Source organism: Streptomyces sp. NPDC050988 (assembly GCF_044456225.1).
GTDB lineage: Bacteria > Actinomycetota > Actinomycetes > Streptomycetales > Streptomycetaceae > Streptomyces.
The window spans coordinates 1-18865 of the sequence record NZ_JBITFQ010000002.1 but is presented as its reverse complement, the minus strand read 5'-3'; the positions used below and the strand labels follow the sequence as shown (position 1 = coordinate 18865).

The following is an 18865-nucleotide window of genomic DNA, read 5'->3' as shown; positions in this document are numbered from 1 at the left end:
CCAGCAGCAGGATGTCGGTGTGCTGAGTGAGCGCCGCAGCCACCCACACTCGCTGCTGCCGGGCTCGGGAGAGTCCGTCTTCCTGGAACGACCTGTCCGGGATCGAACACCAACAGGCCGTCGTCGCGGGGCGGTTGTCGTACCTGATGGAGGCTTCTCCTCGGTCGGGTGGGGGGATGGGTGGTGGCACGGGGCAAGGTTAGCCTACCCTTCATTGAGGTTGTAGTGATCGTTGCCTCGGTCGGCTCGATCTGGTCTCAAGAGAAGTGGGTGTGCTTCCGTTGACGGCTTTTGATCGTGTGGAGTTGACTGCGAGTCAGCGTGGCAACTGGGTGGCTCGGAGGCTTGCCCCTGAGTCCTCGGTGTTCTGTGCGGGTCAGCTGATCTGGCTGAACGGCCCGGTGGATCCGGCCCTGTTCGCGTCCTCGGTCAGTGTTGTTTTCGCAGAGACCGACGCGTTGCGGGTACGTTTCGGCGACGAGGACGGTGTCCCTTTTCAGTACGTCGACGCCGCCATGGCACTCTCGACAGAGATCGTGGATGCGGGCCACGGCGACGACGAGATCCGGGTTCTGGCCCGCGGGCAACTCGCCGCAGCACCAGCCACTGCCGCCGGGGAACCGACGACGAAGTCGACCCTTGTCCGTCGTGATAACGGCACCTGGGCATGGATCCTGATCACCAACATCCTGCTCGTTGATGGCTACAGCATTTCTCTGTTCATCCGCCGCGTCTTCGAGGTCTACTCCGCGATGCAAGCCGGCGATCTGGTCCCGGGCCGCTGGTTCGGCAGCATGAAGAGCGTCATAGGCGCCAAGAATTCCGGCGATTCCAAGATCGAAGAAGGTGCCGCGTATTGGAGTAGCATCCTCGGAATCGAGTTCGCTGGCCACGAGAACGTGGAAGACCTGTCCGAGGTCTTCGTATCCTCGAGCCAACCAGTTGTCGTCCCGATACCCGACGACACCTACTCGAAGGTTCAGCAGTTCGCCCGCACGGCACGGGTCTCCTGGACCGATTCCCTGATCGCGCTGTGGGGCGTCTACACCGCTCTGGTCGACGGTCGTGACTGTGTAGCGGTCCGGGTTCCCTTGATGTTGCGCGACGATCGCGAATCACTGAGAACACCAAGCGCGATCTCAAGGGCAATCCCGGTCGTCACCGAGATCAGCCCGTACCACACCTTCGAAAACGTCCTTGAGATCGTCGCAAACCAACTGAAGACTTCCCGGCGTCACACGACTGTCGAAGATCACCAGATCGCCCGTCTATGGCCAAGCGGCCAAGCCTCGTACCTCACGCTCCCGACGATCAACATCAGACTCTTCGATTCAACGCCGGGCCTGGGTGACATTGCCGCGGTCTCCGAAACGATCAGCACCGGCCCGGTCGGATCACTCGACCTCGCGATCTACCGCAACCCGGACTCCGGAATCCGGCTGGAGCTGTCCACGGGATCGGCCACGAGCGATCCGCTCTTGCACGCCGAACAATTCAGCCGTTTCCTCAACGGCGTCCTCGACGGGTCTCCGGCCCAGACCCTGCACGAACTGAGTACCGGATTCACACCCGGTGTTGATGGTCTGGATCCGTCGTGGGCGCAAGGCGAGACGCTTGATATCGCGCCGGCTACGGTGGACGCGTCGGGGACGGTGGACGCGCTGGTGCGTCGCCGGGGCGTGGCTGATCCGGACGCGGTTGCGGTCGTCGCCGACGACGGCATCGAACTCACTTACAGCCAGTTCGATGCACGGGTCAACGCTTTCGCTCACCTTCTGATGGATGAGGGCGTGCGGGTTGGGGACCGCGTCGCGATCGCCATGTCGCGCTCGGTCGACCTGGTCGTGGCGCTTACCGGAGTGATCCGCGCGGGAGCGGCCTACGTGCCGATCGATTCGGGATACCCCGCGGAACGCGTCAGGCACATCCTCGACGACGCCGCACCCAGCGTCGTGATCACCGACCAACACACCGCCGAAGCACACAAAAACGCACTGGGCGAACATCCCGCACCACTACTCCGCATCGATGACCGCGACATACAGGAGCATCTGGCCACCGGCCAGAAAACCGCCCCTGCTCTGACGCGGCCGCTGAATGACCTCGACGCAGCTGTCGTGATCTTCACATCAGGGACGACAGGCAACCCGAAAGGCGTTGCCGTTTCGCACCGTGGTCTGGTGAACCGCCTCGTATGGGGTCAGCGAGTGCTGGACTACAACTCAGATGATGTGGCGCTCTCGAAGAGCGGTGAGGGATTTGTCGATGCTGTGACCGAGTTGTTCGGGCCGATGATCGCCGGTGCCCGAATCGTGGTCGTGCCCGCGGAAACGGCGCAGGATCCCGCCGGCCTGCTCGGCACCATCGTCCGACACCGCGTCACACATTTGCTGACCGTGCCCAGTCTGGCCGATGTCCTCGTCCGTCACGACGGCGCACGCGCAGCGCTGACCACGGTCCGGTCTTGGGTTTCCTCCGGTGAAGCGCTCACCCCGGGCACTGCGGCCCTCATGCGAACGACCGCACCACAAGCAATAGTGCACAACTTCTACGGTTCAACCGAGGTCACCGGCGACGGCACAGCGGCCATCTTCACCGACACCGAGAACACCCCGATCGGTGCACCGGTCGCGAACACGAAAGCGCACGTTCTTGACGCGTGGCTGCGTCCCGTACCGGCCGGTGTCGCGGGAGAGCTGTACCTGGGTGGAGTGCAACTCGCGGACGGATACGTCGCACGCCCGGGCCTGACCGCTGACCGATTCGTGGCTGATCCGTTCAGTGACGACGGCGCGCGGCTGTATCGCACCGGCGATGTCGTGCGATGGAACTCCCAGGGACAGTTGGAGTACCTCGGCCGCAGTGATGACCAGGTGAAGATACGCGGGTACCGGATCGAGCCCGGTGAAATCCGTGCCGTCCTCGAACAGCACCCAGCAGTGTCGGGTGCGGCCGTCACGGCCTTGGACCATCCCGCCGGCGGAAAGTACCTCGCCGCATACATCACCACGACCAGCACCACGGCCAGCACCACGGCCAGCACCACGGCCAGCACCGTGGATGCGGTGCCGTTCGACGTACTCCGTGAGCACCTGGCACGATCGCTGCCGGACTACATGGTCCCCGCAACGTTCACACGCCTGGACCGATTCCCCGTCACCGCCAACGGGAAGCTGGATCGCCACGCGTTGCCGCAACCAGACCTGACCGCGGGTGCAGCCGATGGCCGGCACCCGCAGACCGCCACCGAGATCGCCCTCGCCGGCATCTTCCGCGACGTACTGCACCTCGACGACAACACCGATCTCGGCGTGGACAGCGACTTCTTCCGCTTGGGCGGGCACTCGCTGCTGGCCGCACGAGTCGTCGCACGCGCCAACGCGCTGCTCGGCGCCGCACTCACGTTGCGCGATGTCTTCGACCACCCCCGCATCAGCGAACTCGCCCGCATCGCCGACACCACCACCGCTACCACCGAGACATCCAGCACACGAATCGGCGAACTACCACGCCCAACCCCACTACCCGTCTCATACGGACAGCAGGCACTCTGGTTCACAGAGCAGATCGCAGGGCGTCCGATCTATCGGACTGAAATCGTGCTGCAAGCAGGCGTGCGGCTCGATCTGGATGCTTTGGCAACGGCGGTACGCCGGGTAGTCGCTCGTCACGAGATCTTGCGTACGATCCTCGTGCCGGACGAGGAGACCTCATCGCTCCGCCAGGTCATCTGCGCGGAACCCGACGACGACACCACGGTCCTGGAGGTCGAACACGTCGGTCCTGAGTCGCTCAGCGACAAGATCGCTCAGGTTGCCGCACTGCCACTTGACTTCACCTCCGAGTTCGGGCTGAAGTTTCATTTGTTGCGCCATTCCGATGGCGATGTGCTGGTAGCTTACGGGCATCACATAGTCACCGATGCGGATTCCTTCGGGATCCTTGTTCACGAGCTGAACAGGTTCTATCTCGAAGCGGCTTCCGGTAATTCCACCGAGGCCGCGCCCTTGTCGATCCAGTATGCCGACTTCACGGTCTGGCAGCGACATGTGCTGGGCAGCCGGAGAGATCCGGAGTCTCGCTATCAATCGGACCTGCGGTACTGGCAGGACACGCTGTCAGATCTCCCGACGGAAACCGTCCTACCCCTCGACCAGCCACGCGACGGATCCGAAGAACGAACCATACGACCTGCCACCACGTCCCTCACCAGCAATGAGACAGCAACGGTCGACGAATTCCTGGTCGAGCACAAGGCAACACCGCTGCAGGCGTTGATCGCGGCATTTTCGTTGGCGCTCTGGGATGAAGGTGCCGGAGATACGGTACCTATCGGCACCCCGGCCAGTTTGCGCGACCAGCCCGAATTGCAGGACCTCATCGGGTACTTCGTGAACACCGTCGTGGTGCGCGCCGACGTCGACGCTGCAACCGGGTTCGCGCAGACGCTGCTCCGTTGCCGCGATCGCATGCTCGAAGCCGCTGACCACAAGCTCGTTCCGTTCGAGCACGTCGTCGAGGCGGTGAACCCGCCTCGGCAGGTCGGGATCAGTCCGCTTTTCCAGGTGATGGCCGCCTACGTGGATCGCGGTGGAGATTCGGGTGCGGCGTCGACGCTCACCAACTACGCCTCGAACACTGCGGATGGCCCGCTGGCAGCTCAGCCCGCGCTGTTCGATCTCGTGTCGAGTATCGAAAGACTCGACAGCGGCGCATTCGGAATGAATCTGAACGCGGCCCGCGAATTGTTCTCGGCGGAAACCACGTCACGATTGTTGCGGAAAACAGCGCGCTTCCTTGTGCTTGGATCCCAGCACCCGGATCTGACGGTCAAGCAACTCGCCCAGATCGTTCGTGCCGGCGACGAGGCCCGGACCAAAGCTGACAACAACGTCGGTGACATTCGCCGCTTCCATCTGCCGCTTGAAGATTTCGACATCAGCGCGGCTCCGCTCTGGCGGGCGGCGATCGACCACGTCAGTCACGCCCTGTCGGGAACAAGCCTCGCCTTGCGCTTGGCGATCCGCGACAGCGGCGCCGGTGAACTGGTCGCCGAGACCGGCAATCCTGAGATGCTGGATGCGGTCAGGGAGAAGCTCACCGAGCTGGTCACTGCGTATCAGGCAAAAATTCCGATGGTCGTCGCCACGTCCGCTCGGGCCGCGTCTGGATACAAGGACGACGAACTGGCGGCTGTCCTTGACGATCCGTTCTGGGAGGACTGGGTAGATCAGCTCGCTGATGCGACCGCCACTGTGCTGCCGCAGCGAGGCGACTCGGTGGCCTCGGAAGCATCAAGTGTCACGGCCGGACGAGCGGCTCCCGCCGCAGACGAAACCTCTCTGCGGTCCGTTGTCCTGGCGGCCGTGGCCAAGGCCTTGGCCGAGATCGCTGAAGGTGATCTGCTCGTGGAACTCCATGAGTCCGACGGTCCCCTGATGACGCGTAGATTCCCCGTGCTGCTCGACGATGGCGATGTCATCGGGCTGAGCCCGGAGCGAGCGGCCGAATATGCCTCGCTGGCCGGACACCCCCGGTTCAGCCGCTTCTTCGATGATCTTCCGATCCCACGGATCCGCGTAGGTGTGTTCCGCAGCCACGCGGAGCTGATCACCGAGCCTGCTGCGGGTGTCGGCGTACCAGAGGATGGACTCGACATCCATGTCCTCATCGCGGGTCGTGGGCCCGACGATTGCGTCGTCCGCGTCCGGGTGGAGTCGGCGGACACCGTTGATGTCGACACCGAGGCACTGGCCGCCGCCATCACCGAAGAGATTGCCGGAGCCGGCGTCCCTGCCCCCGGCCGCGAGCGTCGAGAGGCATTCACTCTGCGTCGCGCCGACCGGGTCACGTTGACGCCCGGCGAAGAGGAATCCATCCGAGCCCGCTACGGGCACGACGCCCAGATCCTTCCGCTTGCCCCCTTGCAGCGCGGATTGTTCTATCACCTGCTGCGGTCCCAGGAATCCGACGACCACAACACCTACGTCTCGCAGATCACCCGACAGATCGCGGGAGATCTCGACCCCGAGCGGATGACGACCTCCATCGCCAGTGCGATGGAGAGGTACCCCAACCTCCAGGCGGCGTTCGTCCCTCCCGGGGACGTACAGGTGATCCCGGCCGGTGTCGAAGTCCCGGTGCGGGTCATCCGATTGGAAGAGTGGGGTGGCCGCGGGGTCGATGTGGAGCAGTTCCTGGCGGCCGAGCGAGGTGAGCCGTTCGACTTCGAGGTCCCGCCTCTGATCCGGTTCACCCTGCTCGAACACGGCCACCAAGCGTGGACGTTGGTCATGAGTTTTGAACACATCCTGCTGGATGGCTGGTCCATCAACGCGCTGCTCGCCGAAATCCTCAGCATCTACGCCGATGACGGATACGTCGATCGCGTGCGACCGGCGTCTTTCCGCTCCTACCTGGACTGGGTCGACGACCAGGATCCCGCTGCCGCCTATCGCGCCTGGGACGGCTACCTCGCGGAACTGGCCGGCCCGACGTTGCTGTGCCCTGACTTCGTCGACCTCGGTGATGCACAGAGCGAGACCGGTGAACTTCACCTCGATCTCAGCCCGGCAGAGGCCGCGATGGTGTTCGGTGCCGCACGAGACGCCAAGGTCACGGTGGGTACCTTGCTGCAGACCGCCTGGGGGATCGCGCTCAGCCGGCTCACCGGCAGCAACGACGTTGTATTCGGCAACACGGTTTCCGGTCGGCCGCCGTCGTTGCCCGACGCCGACCGAATCATCGGGCTGCTGTTCAACACGGTCCCGATGCGGGTGAGTCTGCCCCCGTTCAAAACGAATCGGCAGCTGCTCGCCCAGGTCCAGTCCGAGCAACTGCTCGTCATCGACTATCCGCAAGCCGCTCTGACACAGATCCAGACCAATGCAGGCGTTCCAGTTCTGTTCGACACGCTGTTCGTGGTGCAGAACGTGCCGCTCGGCAATGCTGCGGGGCAAGACACAGCCGGGTTGCAGGTCGTCGACGCGAAGGTCGATGACGCGACACACTACCCAGTGACGTTCGCGGTCGACCCAGAAGAACGCGACGGAGCGGCGACCGTGCACGTGCGCCTGTCCTACCGCCGGGACGTTTTCGATGCCCCGGCCGCGGAGCTGTTGCTCAAGCGCTACGTCCAGGTGCTCGTTTCCCTTACTCGCCGGCTTGACGAGCCCGTTGGTATGTTGTCCGCCCTGTTGCCGGACGAGACTGCCCCGCATACGGGGATCGCCGCTGATCTCATCCGCGACATCGAACCGGTCACGGTCGCCGAGTTGCTGCACCGGCAGGTGCGGCTGTCCGGATCGGAGACGGCGCTTGTCGCCGGCGATCGTCGGTTCACCTTTACGGAGTTCTTCGCTGAGGTGAACCGCTACGCCCGCCTGCTCCTTGAAGAGGGAGTGTGCCCAGAGCATCGGGTCGCATTGCTGCTGCCGCGCGACGAGCGCACGGTCATCGCGATGTTCGCCGTGTTCGCCATTGGAGCCGCCTACGTCCCGGTGGACAGCGAATTGCCGGACGAACGGATCGGCTACATGCTCGAGGTCGCCGAACCGACCGTCACTCTGGTGACCGACCGCGACGTGGATCGGCTCGCCGGCACCGTCGGCAAGGTGATCAACCTGGATTCCGCAACGACGGTGGATCGCCTCGCGCAGATTGCTGCAACTCCGGTCACGGCAGCGGAACGAGGCGGGCAGGTCTCGCTCGACAACCTCGCGTACATCATCTTCACCTCGGGAACCACCGGACGGCCCAAGGGAGTTGCCGTCGGCTACCGCGGACTGACAAATATGTACGTCAACCACGTCGAGAAGATCTTCGATCGGGTGGTGGACCACCAGCGCGGGCGCCGGATGAAGATCGCGCACACGACGTCCTTCTCCTTCGACGCCTCGTGGGAGCAGCTGTTCTGGCTGCTGAACGGCCACGAGGTGCACGTCATCGACGAGGAGATGCGACGCGACCATCAGCGGCTGCTGGCGCACTACGACGAGGTCTGCATGGACGGGTTCGATGTGACCCCGTCCTACGGGCAACTGCTGGTCGAAGAAGGGCTGCTCGAGCGAGACCGGCCGGCCGGCCGGTCCGTGTCCTCCGATGCGCCCGGTGTCGTCTTCGTCTCCCTTGGTGGCGAGGCCGTCCCCGACCGGCTCTGGCAACAGCTGCGCGGCGCCCCCGGAGTCGAGTCGTACAACCTCTACGGACCTACCGAGTACACCATCAACGCCCTCGGCGCCGACCTGGCCGACAGCACCAACTCAAGTGTCGGGACGCCGATCTTCAACACCCGGGCCTACATCCTCGACGAGAACCTGCAACCTGCCCTTCCCGGTGTCGCCGGCGAGCTCTACCTGGCCGGCGAAGGAACCGCGCGCGGATACTGGGGCCAGTCCGCGCTGACCGCCGATCGTTTCGTCGCCTGCCCGTGGGAACCCGCGGAACGCATGTATCGCACCGGAGATCTCGCCCGGTGGAACGAAGCCGGGATGATCGACTACCTCGGTCGCGCCGACGAGCAGATCAAGATTCGCGGTTATCGCATCGAACCGGACGAGATCCGGGACGTGGTGCAAAAGTTCCCCGACGTGACGCGCGCCGAAGTGGTCGCCTTCGAGCATGCCACGGGGCTACAACTGGCCGCCTACTACAGCACGACCGCGGACCTCGACATCAGTGAGTCGTTGCGCGGCCATCTGGCCAGGTACCTGCCTGACTACATGGTCCCGGCAGCCCTCGTCCCGGTGGAGTCCTTCCCCCTCACCCCGACCGGGAAGCTGGATCGCCGAGCGTTGCCTGCGGCTGACGTGGCCGCGTCCGGAGCCGGCGTGGGCCGGGCACTCGAGTCGGAGACGGAACTGGCGGTGGCCGCGGTCTTCCGTGCTGTGCTCGACCTCGACGAGGGACTGGTCCTGGGCGCCGCAAGCGACTTCTTCCGGTTGGGCGGGCATTCGCTCGCGGCAATGCGGCTTGCGTCGCAGATGAATCGCGCGTTCCCCGTGAACATAGCGATGCGGGACGTCATCTCCGCTTCAACGATCGGCGAACTGAGTGCGGTGGTCGACAAGAAGATGCAGCCGGACGCCGATGCCGAGGTCGACATCACCGCGATCGCGACCCGATTCACTCAGTCCCTGAACGGCCGCACTCTGTTCTGCGCGCACCCGAAGTTCGGCGCCTCATCCATGTACTCGGAATTGGCGGGATACCTCCCGGACGGGGTCGGGCTGGTCGGGATCGATGATCCGGCGATCATCGGCCTGGAGATCGAGTTCGATGACCTCGACGACCTCGCCTCGACCTATGCCGACGTCATCCAGGGGCTGCAGCCGACCGGACCGTACGAACTGCTGGGGTGGTCGTACGGCGCACACATCATGTATGCCGTGGCGCGCCAGCTTCTCTCCCGAGGGGAACGCGTCGGCCCCCTGGTGATCGTGGATGCCATGCCCGCCGGTTCAGAAAACTCGACGGAGCGCCTCGTACGACCGGGATCTGCCGAGTCGATGCGTGACGAAATGCTGAAAGCCTTCGGCGAGGAAGCGTTCAACGAGTTGCTCGCCGACGCGAAGCAACTCAAGGCTGTCGAGACGGCCGGCCGTCGTTGTGACGTCCTGACGTCTGCGCCGACGCGGGGCAGTCTCGACATCGAGACGCTAGTGATCGCGTCATCCGCGACTCACGCGCCCCGAGTGGCGGAGCTGGGCCGCGAGGATGCGCTGGGATGGGAAAGCCACTTGACCAACTATTCGTTCTTCGTCGCTGAAGACGAAGACCACCAGTCCATCCTGGAGCCCGATTCCGGTCTACTGAAATGGGGCCCACTGCTGACGAACTTGTTGGTCGACTGAGTGGATTTCGTTGTCTGGTGCAGTACGGCGAGCCGAGCCGTACTGCACCAGACTCGGAGCCGATGGCTCAGGTGATGGCGGCAGCGTCTTGCAGGCTGTCGAACAGGGCCGCGCGGCGCATGTAGGCGCGGGCGGTATCGAACTTCTCGGCGGTGCGGCGCAGTTCGTCGAAGTTGTGTCGACGCACCTCGGGGTCGCGTTCTTCCAACAGCCGTTTGTTGGCGATCGTCTGGGCCTGTACGTAGTTCACCGCGGCATGGCGGCGCTGGCGGCTGTAAAGGTCGAGCAGGTCGTCGCCGCCCTCGCCGGCGATCACCTTCGCGAGCTTCTCCGTCAGGTTGATGGCGTCATGGATGCCGCCGTTCATGCCCATGCCGCCGATCGGGTTGTTGACGTGCGCGCTGTCGCCGGCGAGCAGGATGCGCCCCTGACGGAAGGTCGCGGCCACGCGCTGATTGACCGGGTAGACGTTGCGGTACTCGACGTCGTACGAGCCGGTCTTCGGGAGGAACTTCTGCAGCCGCTGCTCGACGCGCGCCGGCGACAACGCGGTGGCGTCGTCCTCGTCGTGGCCGATCGGCAGAATCACTCGCCAGAGCCCGTCGGGCGTTTCTCCCCGCACCTTGAACACGTTGGCCCACTCATTGGGGTCGGAGAAGTAGTTGCGAAACGCCAGATCCGGCTTGACGGTCTTGAGGTCGAAGCTGGTCGCGATCTTGATGAACCGCTCCGGATAGGTGAATCCTTCGAATTCGATGCCGGCGAACTTGCGCACCGTCGATCGGCCACCGTCACAGCCGACGACGTAGGCCGCCGCCATGCGTTCTGTGCCGGCCGGTGAGGTGTACTCCACCTCGATGCCGCTCGCGGTTTCGGTCAGACCGGTCAGCGTGTGGGAGAACCGCACGTCGAAGTCGGATTCGTTCGCGTATTCCTCGGCGATGGCAGCGGTCAGCTTGTACTGCTCGTACTGCAGTACGTACGGGAACCGGACCTCGTCCTTGAGCCGCCCGAGATCGAACTCCGCGACGACCTCTCCGGTAGGCCGGTCGTGGAAGCGATAGGTGCTCGAGAGCAGACTGTGCGCCCGGATCTTCTCGGTGATGCCCAGGTCGTCGAGCATCTCCAGTGTGCTCGGATGGATGGTCGCCGCGCGCTGATCCTGCACCGGCGCCGGCTCGGACTCGAGAACGGTCACCGGGATACCGCGCCGATTCAACGCCAGCGCGCAGACCATTCCGACAGGGCCCGCGCCCACGACGAGGACACGTGTGGTCTCGTTCGACATGCGTCTAGCTCAGCTCGCGCTGAAGGCGCTTGCTGACCTTGCCGACCGCGGTGTACGGGAACTCGTCGACGACCTCCACGACATCGGGGAGCTTGAACGTGGCGAGACCCTTCTCGCGCAGGAACTGGCGCAGCTTGCCCAAGGTGAGTTCGGCCGCGCTTTCCGGCGTCCGGGGAATCAGGTACGCCTTGATGCGTTCGCCGAGAACCTCGTCGTCGACACCGACGACGGAGACGTTGTGGACGCCGGTATGAGTGAGCAGCGCGTTCTCCAGCTCCTCTGGCGCGATCTTCTCGCCGCCCCGGTTGATCTGGTCCTTCGACCTTCCCACGACCCTGATGAAGCCGCGCTCGTCCCGCTCGACGATGTCACCGGTGCGGTAGAAACCATCGCTGGTGAACGCCAGCGCGTTCTGCTCGGGGTTGCGGTAGTACCCGCGGATCACCGACGGTCCTCGCGTCAGCAAGTGGCCGGGTGCACCGGGTGGCACGTCGTTGCCCTCGTCGTCGATGACGATGCACTCGTCGGCCGCCGAGGCCGGCCGGCCCTGGTAGCGCACGCTGGTGGCCCGATCGACGTCGGCGGGATTGCTGACGACGAGGCCCTCGCCCATCCCGAAGCTCTGCGACAGCTGCACGCCGAACTCCGGTTCGACCCGGCTCGCCACAGATTCGGTCAGCTTCGCGCCGCCGCACATGAGCGTCTTCAGGCTGGAGAGGTCGTAGCGCTTGCGGAGCGAGGAGTTCAGCCAGGCCAGCAGGATCGGGGGCACCAGCGAAGCGCGGGTCACCCCGTGCTTCTCGATCAGCGGGAACGCCGTGTCGGGGCTGCCGTTCAGCGCGATCACGATGGTGGCGCCCACGCTGAACGCGCCGAGGAATCCAGGCGAACGCGTCGACATGCTGTGGCAGATTGGGATGACCAGCAGATGCACAGTGCGCTCGGTGATGCCGCGTTCCCCAACGCTTCGCCGTAGTGCGTAGCCGTACGTCTGGTGAGTATGCGGCATCAGCTTCGGAACACCCGTCGTGCCGCCTGACATCTGCAACAGAGCGACGTCCTGCGGGCTGCACCGTCGCGCGTGCTCGAGCGATCCCTTCGACTGCAACGCCTTGTACTCAGCGCCGCCGCCATCACGTTCGAGTACTACGGTGTGCTCCAGATGGAGCCAACGCTGCTTCAGGTCGGCAGCCATCGCAGCGAGATCGGTGCCGCTGTCCGAGGCGACTGTGATGTAGGCACGCGCCTCGGCGATCTCGATGAAGTGCTCGATCTCGGCACGGCGGTGCGCGATGGGAGCGACGACGGGAACCGCCCCGAGCTCCCACAAGGCGAAGACGAGGGCAATGTACTCATAGATGTTGGGCAGGTGTACCACCACCCGGTCGCCACGGCTCAGCCCCAGATCCTGCAAGCCGGCAGCGAGGCGTAGGACCTCGTCCGTGAGCTGTGCATAGCTCAACTCGGCTTTGCGGTCGATGACGGCGAGTTTGTCGGGAGAGCGCTCCGCGGTGGCGAACAGCAGCTCCGGCAGCGTCTGATCGCGCCAGTATCCCTCGGCGACGTACTTGGCTGCCGTCTCCGACGGAAACGGAACGACCCCGTCAAGGGCCAGCGGTTCGATGCTCAATTGGTTTCCCTTCGAGGAGCTGCCTCCCAGCCCGGATGAGGGTAGGCTATCCTAACATTTCCATGATCAGCGGTGCTGAATCCGGTCCGCCAGGGGACGCGCACAGTGTCGGTCAATCACGTGACCGGCGGAACCGGGATCGCGGCGCTGCTACCCGAAGACATCGAGGTCGACGAGGGGACCAGCGACATACCCCTCGATACGCTGATGCCGCAGGAATGCGCGATGATCGCGCGCGCCGTACCAACACCACGCGCGGAATTCACGACGGTTCGCTGTTGCGCACGGCAGGTGTTGTTCCGGCTCGAACATCCGTCCGTGCCGATCCTGGCGGGGAAGAACCGCGAACCCGTCTGGCCCGACCGAGTGGTGGGCAGTCTCATGCATTTGCGACGGGAATCGCGCCGCGGCGGTCACGAGCTCACTGGGCATCGCCTCGGCCGGCATCGACGCCGAAGTCCACCAGCCGTTGCCTGATGGAGTCGACGAGGCCGTCACCGTTGCCGGCGAGGTGCAGATGTTGACCCGGCTCGCGGCCGTGTACCCCACGATTCACTGGGGACCGGTGAGCTTCTTCGGGCTGGCCACCGATCAGGTGACGGCCTACGAACCGCAACGAGCGAGGCCCCCGGGCTGTTGATCGAGATGTCTGACGTCTCAACCACGCTGCTCGGGGGCCTCGTTGGTCGTCTATCCTGCCGCACTCGACCTGCCCCATGCGCTCGTGGAATGGGTGACCATGCTCGTCGTCACCCGCGAGGGTGACCGGCGATGCAAGCTCCGCCCGTTCCAGCGTGCGATGGTGGCACTGGTGTACCTACGCGAACACACCACCCTGGCGAAGACCGCTGCCGGGTTCGGGATCAGCGAGTCCACCGTCCACGCCTACACCAGCGCCGTCATCCACCTACTCGCCGACCGCGCGCCGGGTCTGCTGAAGGTCCTGCGCGAAGCCGATGCTGCTGGACGGCACTCTCGCCGAGTGCGACCAGGTCGGCGACGAGCGGGCCGACTATTCGGCCAAGCACCGCCGGCACGGGGTCAACGTGCAGGTGGTCACCGATCCAGGCGGCCGGCTGCTGTGGCTCTCACCCGCACTGCCGGGCCGAACGCACGACCTGACCGCGGCCGGCACCCACCGGATCATCCGTATCTGTGAGCGTGAGGGCGTCCCCATTCTGGCCGACCTCGCCTACCAGGGCGGCGGCCCTTGGGTGAGTACCGGCATCAAACGCAAACTCTTGCAGGAACTCACCCTCACCGAGAAGACCCTCATCCGGGCCCTGGCCCGCGGCACGGACACCGGTCGAGCGCGGCGTCGCATGCCTGAAGTCCTGGCGGATCTTCCGCAGATCCCGGTGCGGCCCGAATCGCGTGACGTCATTCGCCAAAGCCATCCTCACTCTGGAGCGCCAACGCTGAAGAAGCTCAATGAGCACATTCACCTTGCCACCGCAACGCCGCGAGTGACACTACTTCTCACGAACAACTTCCCAGCTAACCAGCCGGTGACATCCACTCAGATGGACAACTGACAATCCACAACTCCGTCAGAGCCATCCTTGCGAAAACCATTGGTGCCCGGCTTGCTCCGCTGATGGACTGACGTCCTACCGTGAGTCTGCCGCGTGACGGAGGTAGTGGTTGTGACAGGTTATGACGTGCTTGCCGAGGTGTACGAATGGCTCATCTCGGATGCAAAGTTGCCTCCAGCCGAGTTCGCTGAGTCGTTCGACGACGTCCTCAATCTCCTGCCGTCGAACGCTCACGTCCTCGACTGTTCGTGCGGAACCGGACAGTTGGCGGTTGGCCTCGCCGGTCGTGGCATGCAGGTTGTCGCAACTGACGCCAGCGAGGCGATGGTTCGTCGGACTGCAGAGTTGTCTGAGGAGTTCGGGGCATCCGTCCGGGCCGTACGGGCGAACTGGGAAGAGTTGCCCGACCATTTCCAGGACAACACGTTCGACATGGTGTTCTGCGTTGGTAACTCGCTTCACCATGCCGCGGGCGCGACAGGCAGGGGTGCTGCTCTGGAGTCGATGTCACGGCTTCTGCGCCCCGGCGGGCGCTTGGTACTCACATCCCGCACTTGGGAACTCGTGAGGGCCAGAGGTTCCCGGCTGGAGATCAGTGACCGACTCGTCCGCCGGAACGGTCGCGATGCCGTCGTGGTCTACCGCTGGGAGATTGCGCCGCATTGGGAGGAGGAGCACCACATCGAGATTGCGATCGCACAAGTTGATGCGACCGGGTTGGTTCTTGTCCGCTCGGAACTGCTGTCCTGCTGGCCCTACCGGTACGAGGAACTCGCAGTCGAGCTGCACCGGGTCGGACTCCAGACGGAACTGAGCACGTTCGATCTTGAGGCCGAGAACTACATGGTGGTCGCGAGCAAGGTATGAACACCGGACTCTCAGTCCCTGGCCGGACCGCGCGGTTGCTCGCAGGACGCTTGCGCCCTCTCATCGGTGCCGGTTCAAGTGGTCAACGCAACGCCTCGGACGAGGAGTGCTCGTCGTTCAGACGGCGGTAGATCCGGGGTGACGGTGTGGCGCTGTTTCCTGGTCGCATCCAGATCAATGAGCAGGATCTCGTCGATCAGCGGCGTGAACGGATCCAGCTTCGACGGCCGCGCCGAAGCGGTTGTCGTGCGTGGCTGCGGCCAAGCCGAGGTCAGGGCCTTGTTGACCGTGCTCCAGGTGACGCCGTACTTGCATTGCAACGCCCGGTTCGACATGCCATCGCGGGAGTTGCGCCGCAGCGCGGCGTACAACTCGACCTTCGACTGGCCAGGCAGCATCGGGGGTGCTCCTTTACTGAGCGCATCCAGCTTGACACCGCAACCCCGAGGGTGACGTCAGAATTCGCGAACATCTTTCTGGGCCATCACCTGGTGCCGTCAGCTTTCACGAACAACTGACGTCACCAACTACCGACAGAAGCAGGTAGACACGAAGCGCACGTCCCCCGTCTGGTTGCAGGCGCCGTGCACAGGTGCAACGGGGGTGGAGGATGTGACGGGTTGTCAATCTGCAATCCGTTGAGCAGAAGTTGATGGTCTGCATGCGAGTGTCAGTGTCTGCGCGTCATCGCGATGTCAGTGGGATGTTGTGCCTGAGCAGGTCTGATGAGCGGACAGTTTCTACTGATTCACGGTGACGCCAATGACGAATGTCTAGGTCAATTTCGTGCAGACTGGTATGGCGGGATGGCTGTTTTTGCTGGTCAGGTGGGTCTAGTTGGTGGGTGCGACGTCGAGGGTTGGCCTGCGGTCCGCAGGACGACGACACGCTGTGCTGGGCCGTCAGGGCCGTCTGTGGCGAGGAGATCCGCCGCGGTGACGGGCAGTGCGTACCCACCGCCATGGCCTTCCTCGACTGGGCGGTGGATCAGCTCACCGACCTGCTGGCCGAGACGGACGAATGAACCGGGCCGGCCGCTGGCCTACTGTCGCCGGGAAGGGGCGACCCTCGCCCTCGTGGTCAGGGCGGAGCTGGCCGAAGCGGGCGCTGACGGACCGGCAGGTGGCATTGACGCCATCGAGTGCGGCGCTGCTTTCGAGGGTTGTGCGTGCTCTGCCCGGAACTGCTGGCTGCTGTCATCGCCTCAGAGTCGGTGGTGCGGCGGAGATGCTTGCTAGCGTCTCGGCTTTTGCTTTCGCTTCGGAGTGTTCCTCGTGCCGCGCGATGGTCGCTTGGCGTTCGGATGGATCGAGCGCTGGAGGTCCGATGCGGGCCGCAAGGACCGCAGGGTGGCTGTCTGAGCGCTGTCGAGTGGCCCGATGTGTCCGTCGTAGAAGGCTCCGACGAGATCGCGGGTCGGTTCGTCGTACAGGAAGACGACGCCCCGCGGCAGGCCGAGCTGGTGCTTCTTGGCTCGCAGATAGTCGCGGAGGTTCTTCTCGGTGCTGGCAGGGTCCTGTCCCGTTGGGCGGGTGGCCCAGACGAACAGCCATCCTTCGGCCGGGTCGACGCTGTGCGTGATAGGCACGGTCAGGCTGCGGCCGTGGCCATTGGGGTGCGGATTGTTCAGGAGTTCGTCAGCATGGCGCGCGAACTTGTGCTGGGCGGGTGTTGCCAGGGACAGCAGCGTCGCGCCGATACTGAGCCATCCGGTGACGTTCCGTGACTGAAGTTCGTCGAGTAGGGGCGCTATTGGAGAGTGCGCCATGGCTGGCTTGGGTGCGGGTCCGGGACTCGCGTCAGCGCGTTCCTTGGTGTGAAACCACTGGTCGAGCGGGTCCGTCCGGCTGGTCAGGAAGGACGGCTCCTGCGCGCGGTAGCGGCTCAGCTGGGCTGTGGTCGGTTCGGGAAGGAACGGGAACGCGGCGCGTACCTGTGCCGGGTCGGGCTCGACCCAAAGGCCCGCCTCGAAGAAGTAGAGGAACAGGTCCAGTTCGTCCGGTGCGCGGAACATGACGGTGACGTCAGGGTCGCGACGCCGGCGAAGGTAGAGAAGGAACTCGGCTGGGCGTGCGACGAGTTCGGTGATCAGCTCGAGGTCGTGCAGGGACACCGTCCAGGGGATGTTGTCGGCGGCGAGCAGTCCGGCCTGCACCAGTTCCGCGGTGGCGGTCAGGACGGTCGAGAGGTCGTCGAGGCTGACGGCGATGGTGTGGATCTCTCGGATGTGGCTGAGGTCCACCCAGCCTTCGCCTTTGATGCGCAGGCCTCCGTCCCGTTCGATTCCATCCCGGATGCGGCCTGCCTGCTCGGCCGCTTTCGTGATGATGCCGGTCAGATCAGTACGGATGCGTGTCGTCTTCCCGCCGCGGGACAGGGCGCTCAAGGCGACGGCTTTGTCCTCCACGATGATCGCGACCTCGTCGAGGACGACGAAGTGGTCACCCTCGACGCGCTTGGTGTACTTCGCCGGATCAGCGGCCTTCGCTTCGCCGTCGTTCGCGGGCACGTAGTACTCGAATACGTCCCGGAAGTGGGCTCCCGGAAGTACGCGGCAGAGCGCGGCGCGAGTGCGGGACTCGAGAAGGCCGCCGCGGTGCTTCGCGTACTCGCTCCATACCGGCGTCGACGTCTTCAGGTGCTCTTCGAGGTTCTCCCGGACGGCAAACACGTTCAGCGCCGGGTGCGCCAGCATGGCGCGCCCGTTGTTGCCGACGATGAGCGGCCGGATGCGCATCGGGTTCTTGCCGGAGGTGAACGCGTCGATGACGTCTGCCGGAGTGTCCGTCTCGAGGTCGAGGCGGAACCGTTCGACAACGGCTCTGACGCGTTCCTCGGCAATCCCTGTGTGCGCGATGATGTCGTCGATCGCGACCGTGGCCTCGGCGGCGTCGGGCTCGAACATCGACATGAAGCTGGACCTGGCGAGCTCCGCCAGCCCGTCGTCGCCCTGGCCTCCTTCTGCCGACTCCATCGCATCCAACACCGCGCCCCCCATCGCGTGGATGCGGTCGTTCAGGCTGGCCTCTTGCAGGTGGTGGCATGCGTCGAGAACAGTCAGGGCATCGGTCGCGTCGAAGCCGAGCTGGGTGTTCAGGGCCGCGCGGACTTTCGGATTGCCGTCGAGGAGTGCCAGGTTGGTGCTCTTGACCATCTCCGGGTAGGACGGGTTGCGGATCCACACCTCGGCTCCCCGGATGAGGATGGACACCAGAGCGAGCTTGTCGGTCGGGTCAACGGCGGCAAAGGACCGCAGCTGTGCAAGATGGAGAATCCCGTCGAGTTCACCCTTCGCCTCGGAGACGAAGTGGCTCATTTCCTGATCCTCGGCCACGGGGGCGCCATCCGTTGCCGTCCCCTGGACAGCGAGAGCAACCAGTGCCAGCAGTTCGAGGTACGCGGCGCCGGCCTCAGCGGCGACGGGCACTTCTCCCTCAGGCGCCATCGGCAGGAACCGCTGACGAGCTACTTCGATGAGCCGGATCGCGTCGAATCGCCGCAGTTTCGTGGCGAACTCGGAGACGGCGTTGTCGAACGCTGTACCGACCGCCGTCGCAGGGTCGTCGGCTCCGGCGAACGTGCCCATGAGCGTCACCAACTGTCCCGGTCCTCTTTTGGTGAGCAGATCCTTGAGCGCTGACCTGTGGATTGCTCAGTTGGGGGAGCAGGGCGCATTCGGAGCTGACCATTAGTC

General features: G+C 64.5%; 8 protein-coding genes and 1 pseudogene. 5 read left to right on the top strand and 4 right to left on the bottom strand.

Going from position 1 to position 18865, the window contains the following annotated elements:
• Positions 1–272: 272 nt before the first annotated feature.
• On the top strand, positions 273–9851 hold the full coding sequence (locus tag ACIBEI_RS04820; protein ID WP_398885150.1) for an amino acid adenylation domain-containing protein: 9579 nt from the start codon (positions 273–275) through the stop codon (positions 9849–9851).
• Positions 9852–9918: 67 nt separating this feature from the next.
• Here the strand turns inward: ACIBEI_RS04820 and ACIBEI_RS04815 are convergent, their stop codons facing one another.
• Positions 9919–11139 (bottom strand): FAD-dependent oxidoreductase, encoded by a 1221-nt coding sequence (locus ACIBEI_RS04815; RefSeq protein ID WP_398885148.1) that lies wholly within the window; start codon positions 11137–11139, stop codon positions 9919–9921.
• A 4-nt stretch (positions 11140–11143) separates the two neighbouring features.
• Positions 11144–12769 (bottom strand): (2,3-dihydroxybenzoyl)adenylate synthase, encoded by a 1626-nt coding sequence (locus ACIBEI_RS04810; protein WP_398885146.1) that lies wholly within the window; start codon positions 12767–12769, stop codon positions 11144–11146.
• Positions 12770–12841: 72 nt separating this feature from the next.
• On the opposite strand from ACIBEI_RS04810, the gene ACIBEI_RS04805 reads away from it, so the two are divergent.
• The 3 genes and pseudogenes from ACIBEI_RS04805 (at position 12842) to ACIBEI_RS04795 (ending at position 15171) form a co-directional block, all read left to right on the top strand.
• A complete protein-coding gene (locus tag ACIBEI_RS04805; protein ID WP_398885144.1) occupies positions 12842–13246 on the top strand; it encodes a hypothetical protein in 405 nt (134 codons plus the stop codon).
• Between the two features lie 205 nt (positions 13247–13451).
• Positions 13452–14191, top strand: a pseudogene (locus ACIBEI_RS04800) (transposase family protein).
• A gap of 224 nt (positions 14192–14415) precedes the next feature.
• A complete protein-coding gene (locus ACIBEI_RS04795; RefSeq protein ID WP_398886277.1) occupies positions 14416–15171 on the top strand; it encodes a class I SAM-dependent methyltransferase in 756 nt (251 codons plus the stop codon).
• Between the two features lie 74 nt (positions 15172–15245).
• Here ACIBEI_RS04795 and ACIBEI_RS04790 read toward each other — a convergent pair whose 3' ends face one another.
• Positions 15246–15569, bottom strand: a complete 324-nt coding sequence (locus ACIBEI_RS04790) for a hypothetical protein (RefSeq protein WP_398885142.1) — start codon at positions 15567–15569, stop codon at positions 15246–15248.
• 446 nt (positions 15570–16015) lie between these two features.
• Here ACIBEI_RS04790 and ACIBEI_RS04785 point away from each other — a divergent pair, with 446 nt between their 5' ends.
• Positions 16016–16195, top strand: a complete 180-nt coding sequence (locus tag ACIBEI_RS04785) for a hypothetical protein (protein WP_398885140.1) — start codon at positions 16016–16018, stop codon at positions 16193–16195.
• Between the two features lie 210 nt (positions 16196–16405).
• On the opposite strand, the gene ACIBEI_RS04780 is transcribed toward ACIBEI_RS04785, so the two are convergent.
• Positions 16406–18757 carry a preprotein translocase subunit SecA gene (locus tag ACIBEI_RS04780; RefSeq protein ID WP_398885138.1) on the bottom strand — a complete coding sequence of 784 codons (2352 nt, stop codon included), beginning with the start codon at positions 18755–18757 and terminating at the stop codon, positions 16406–16408.
• Positions 18758–18865 lie beyond the last annotated feature (108 nt).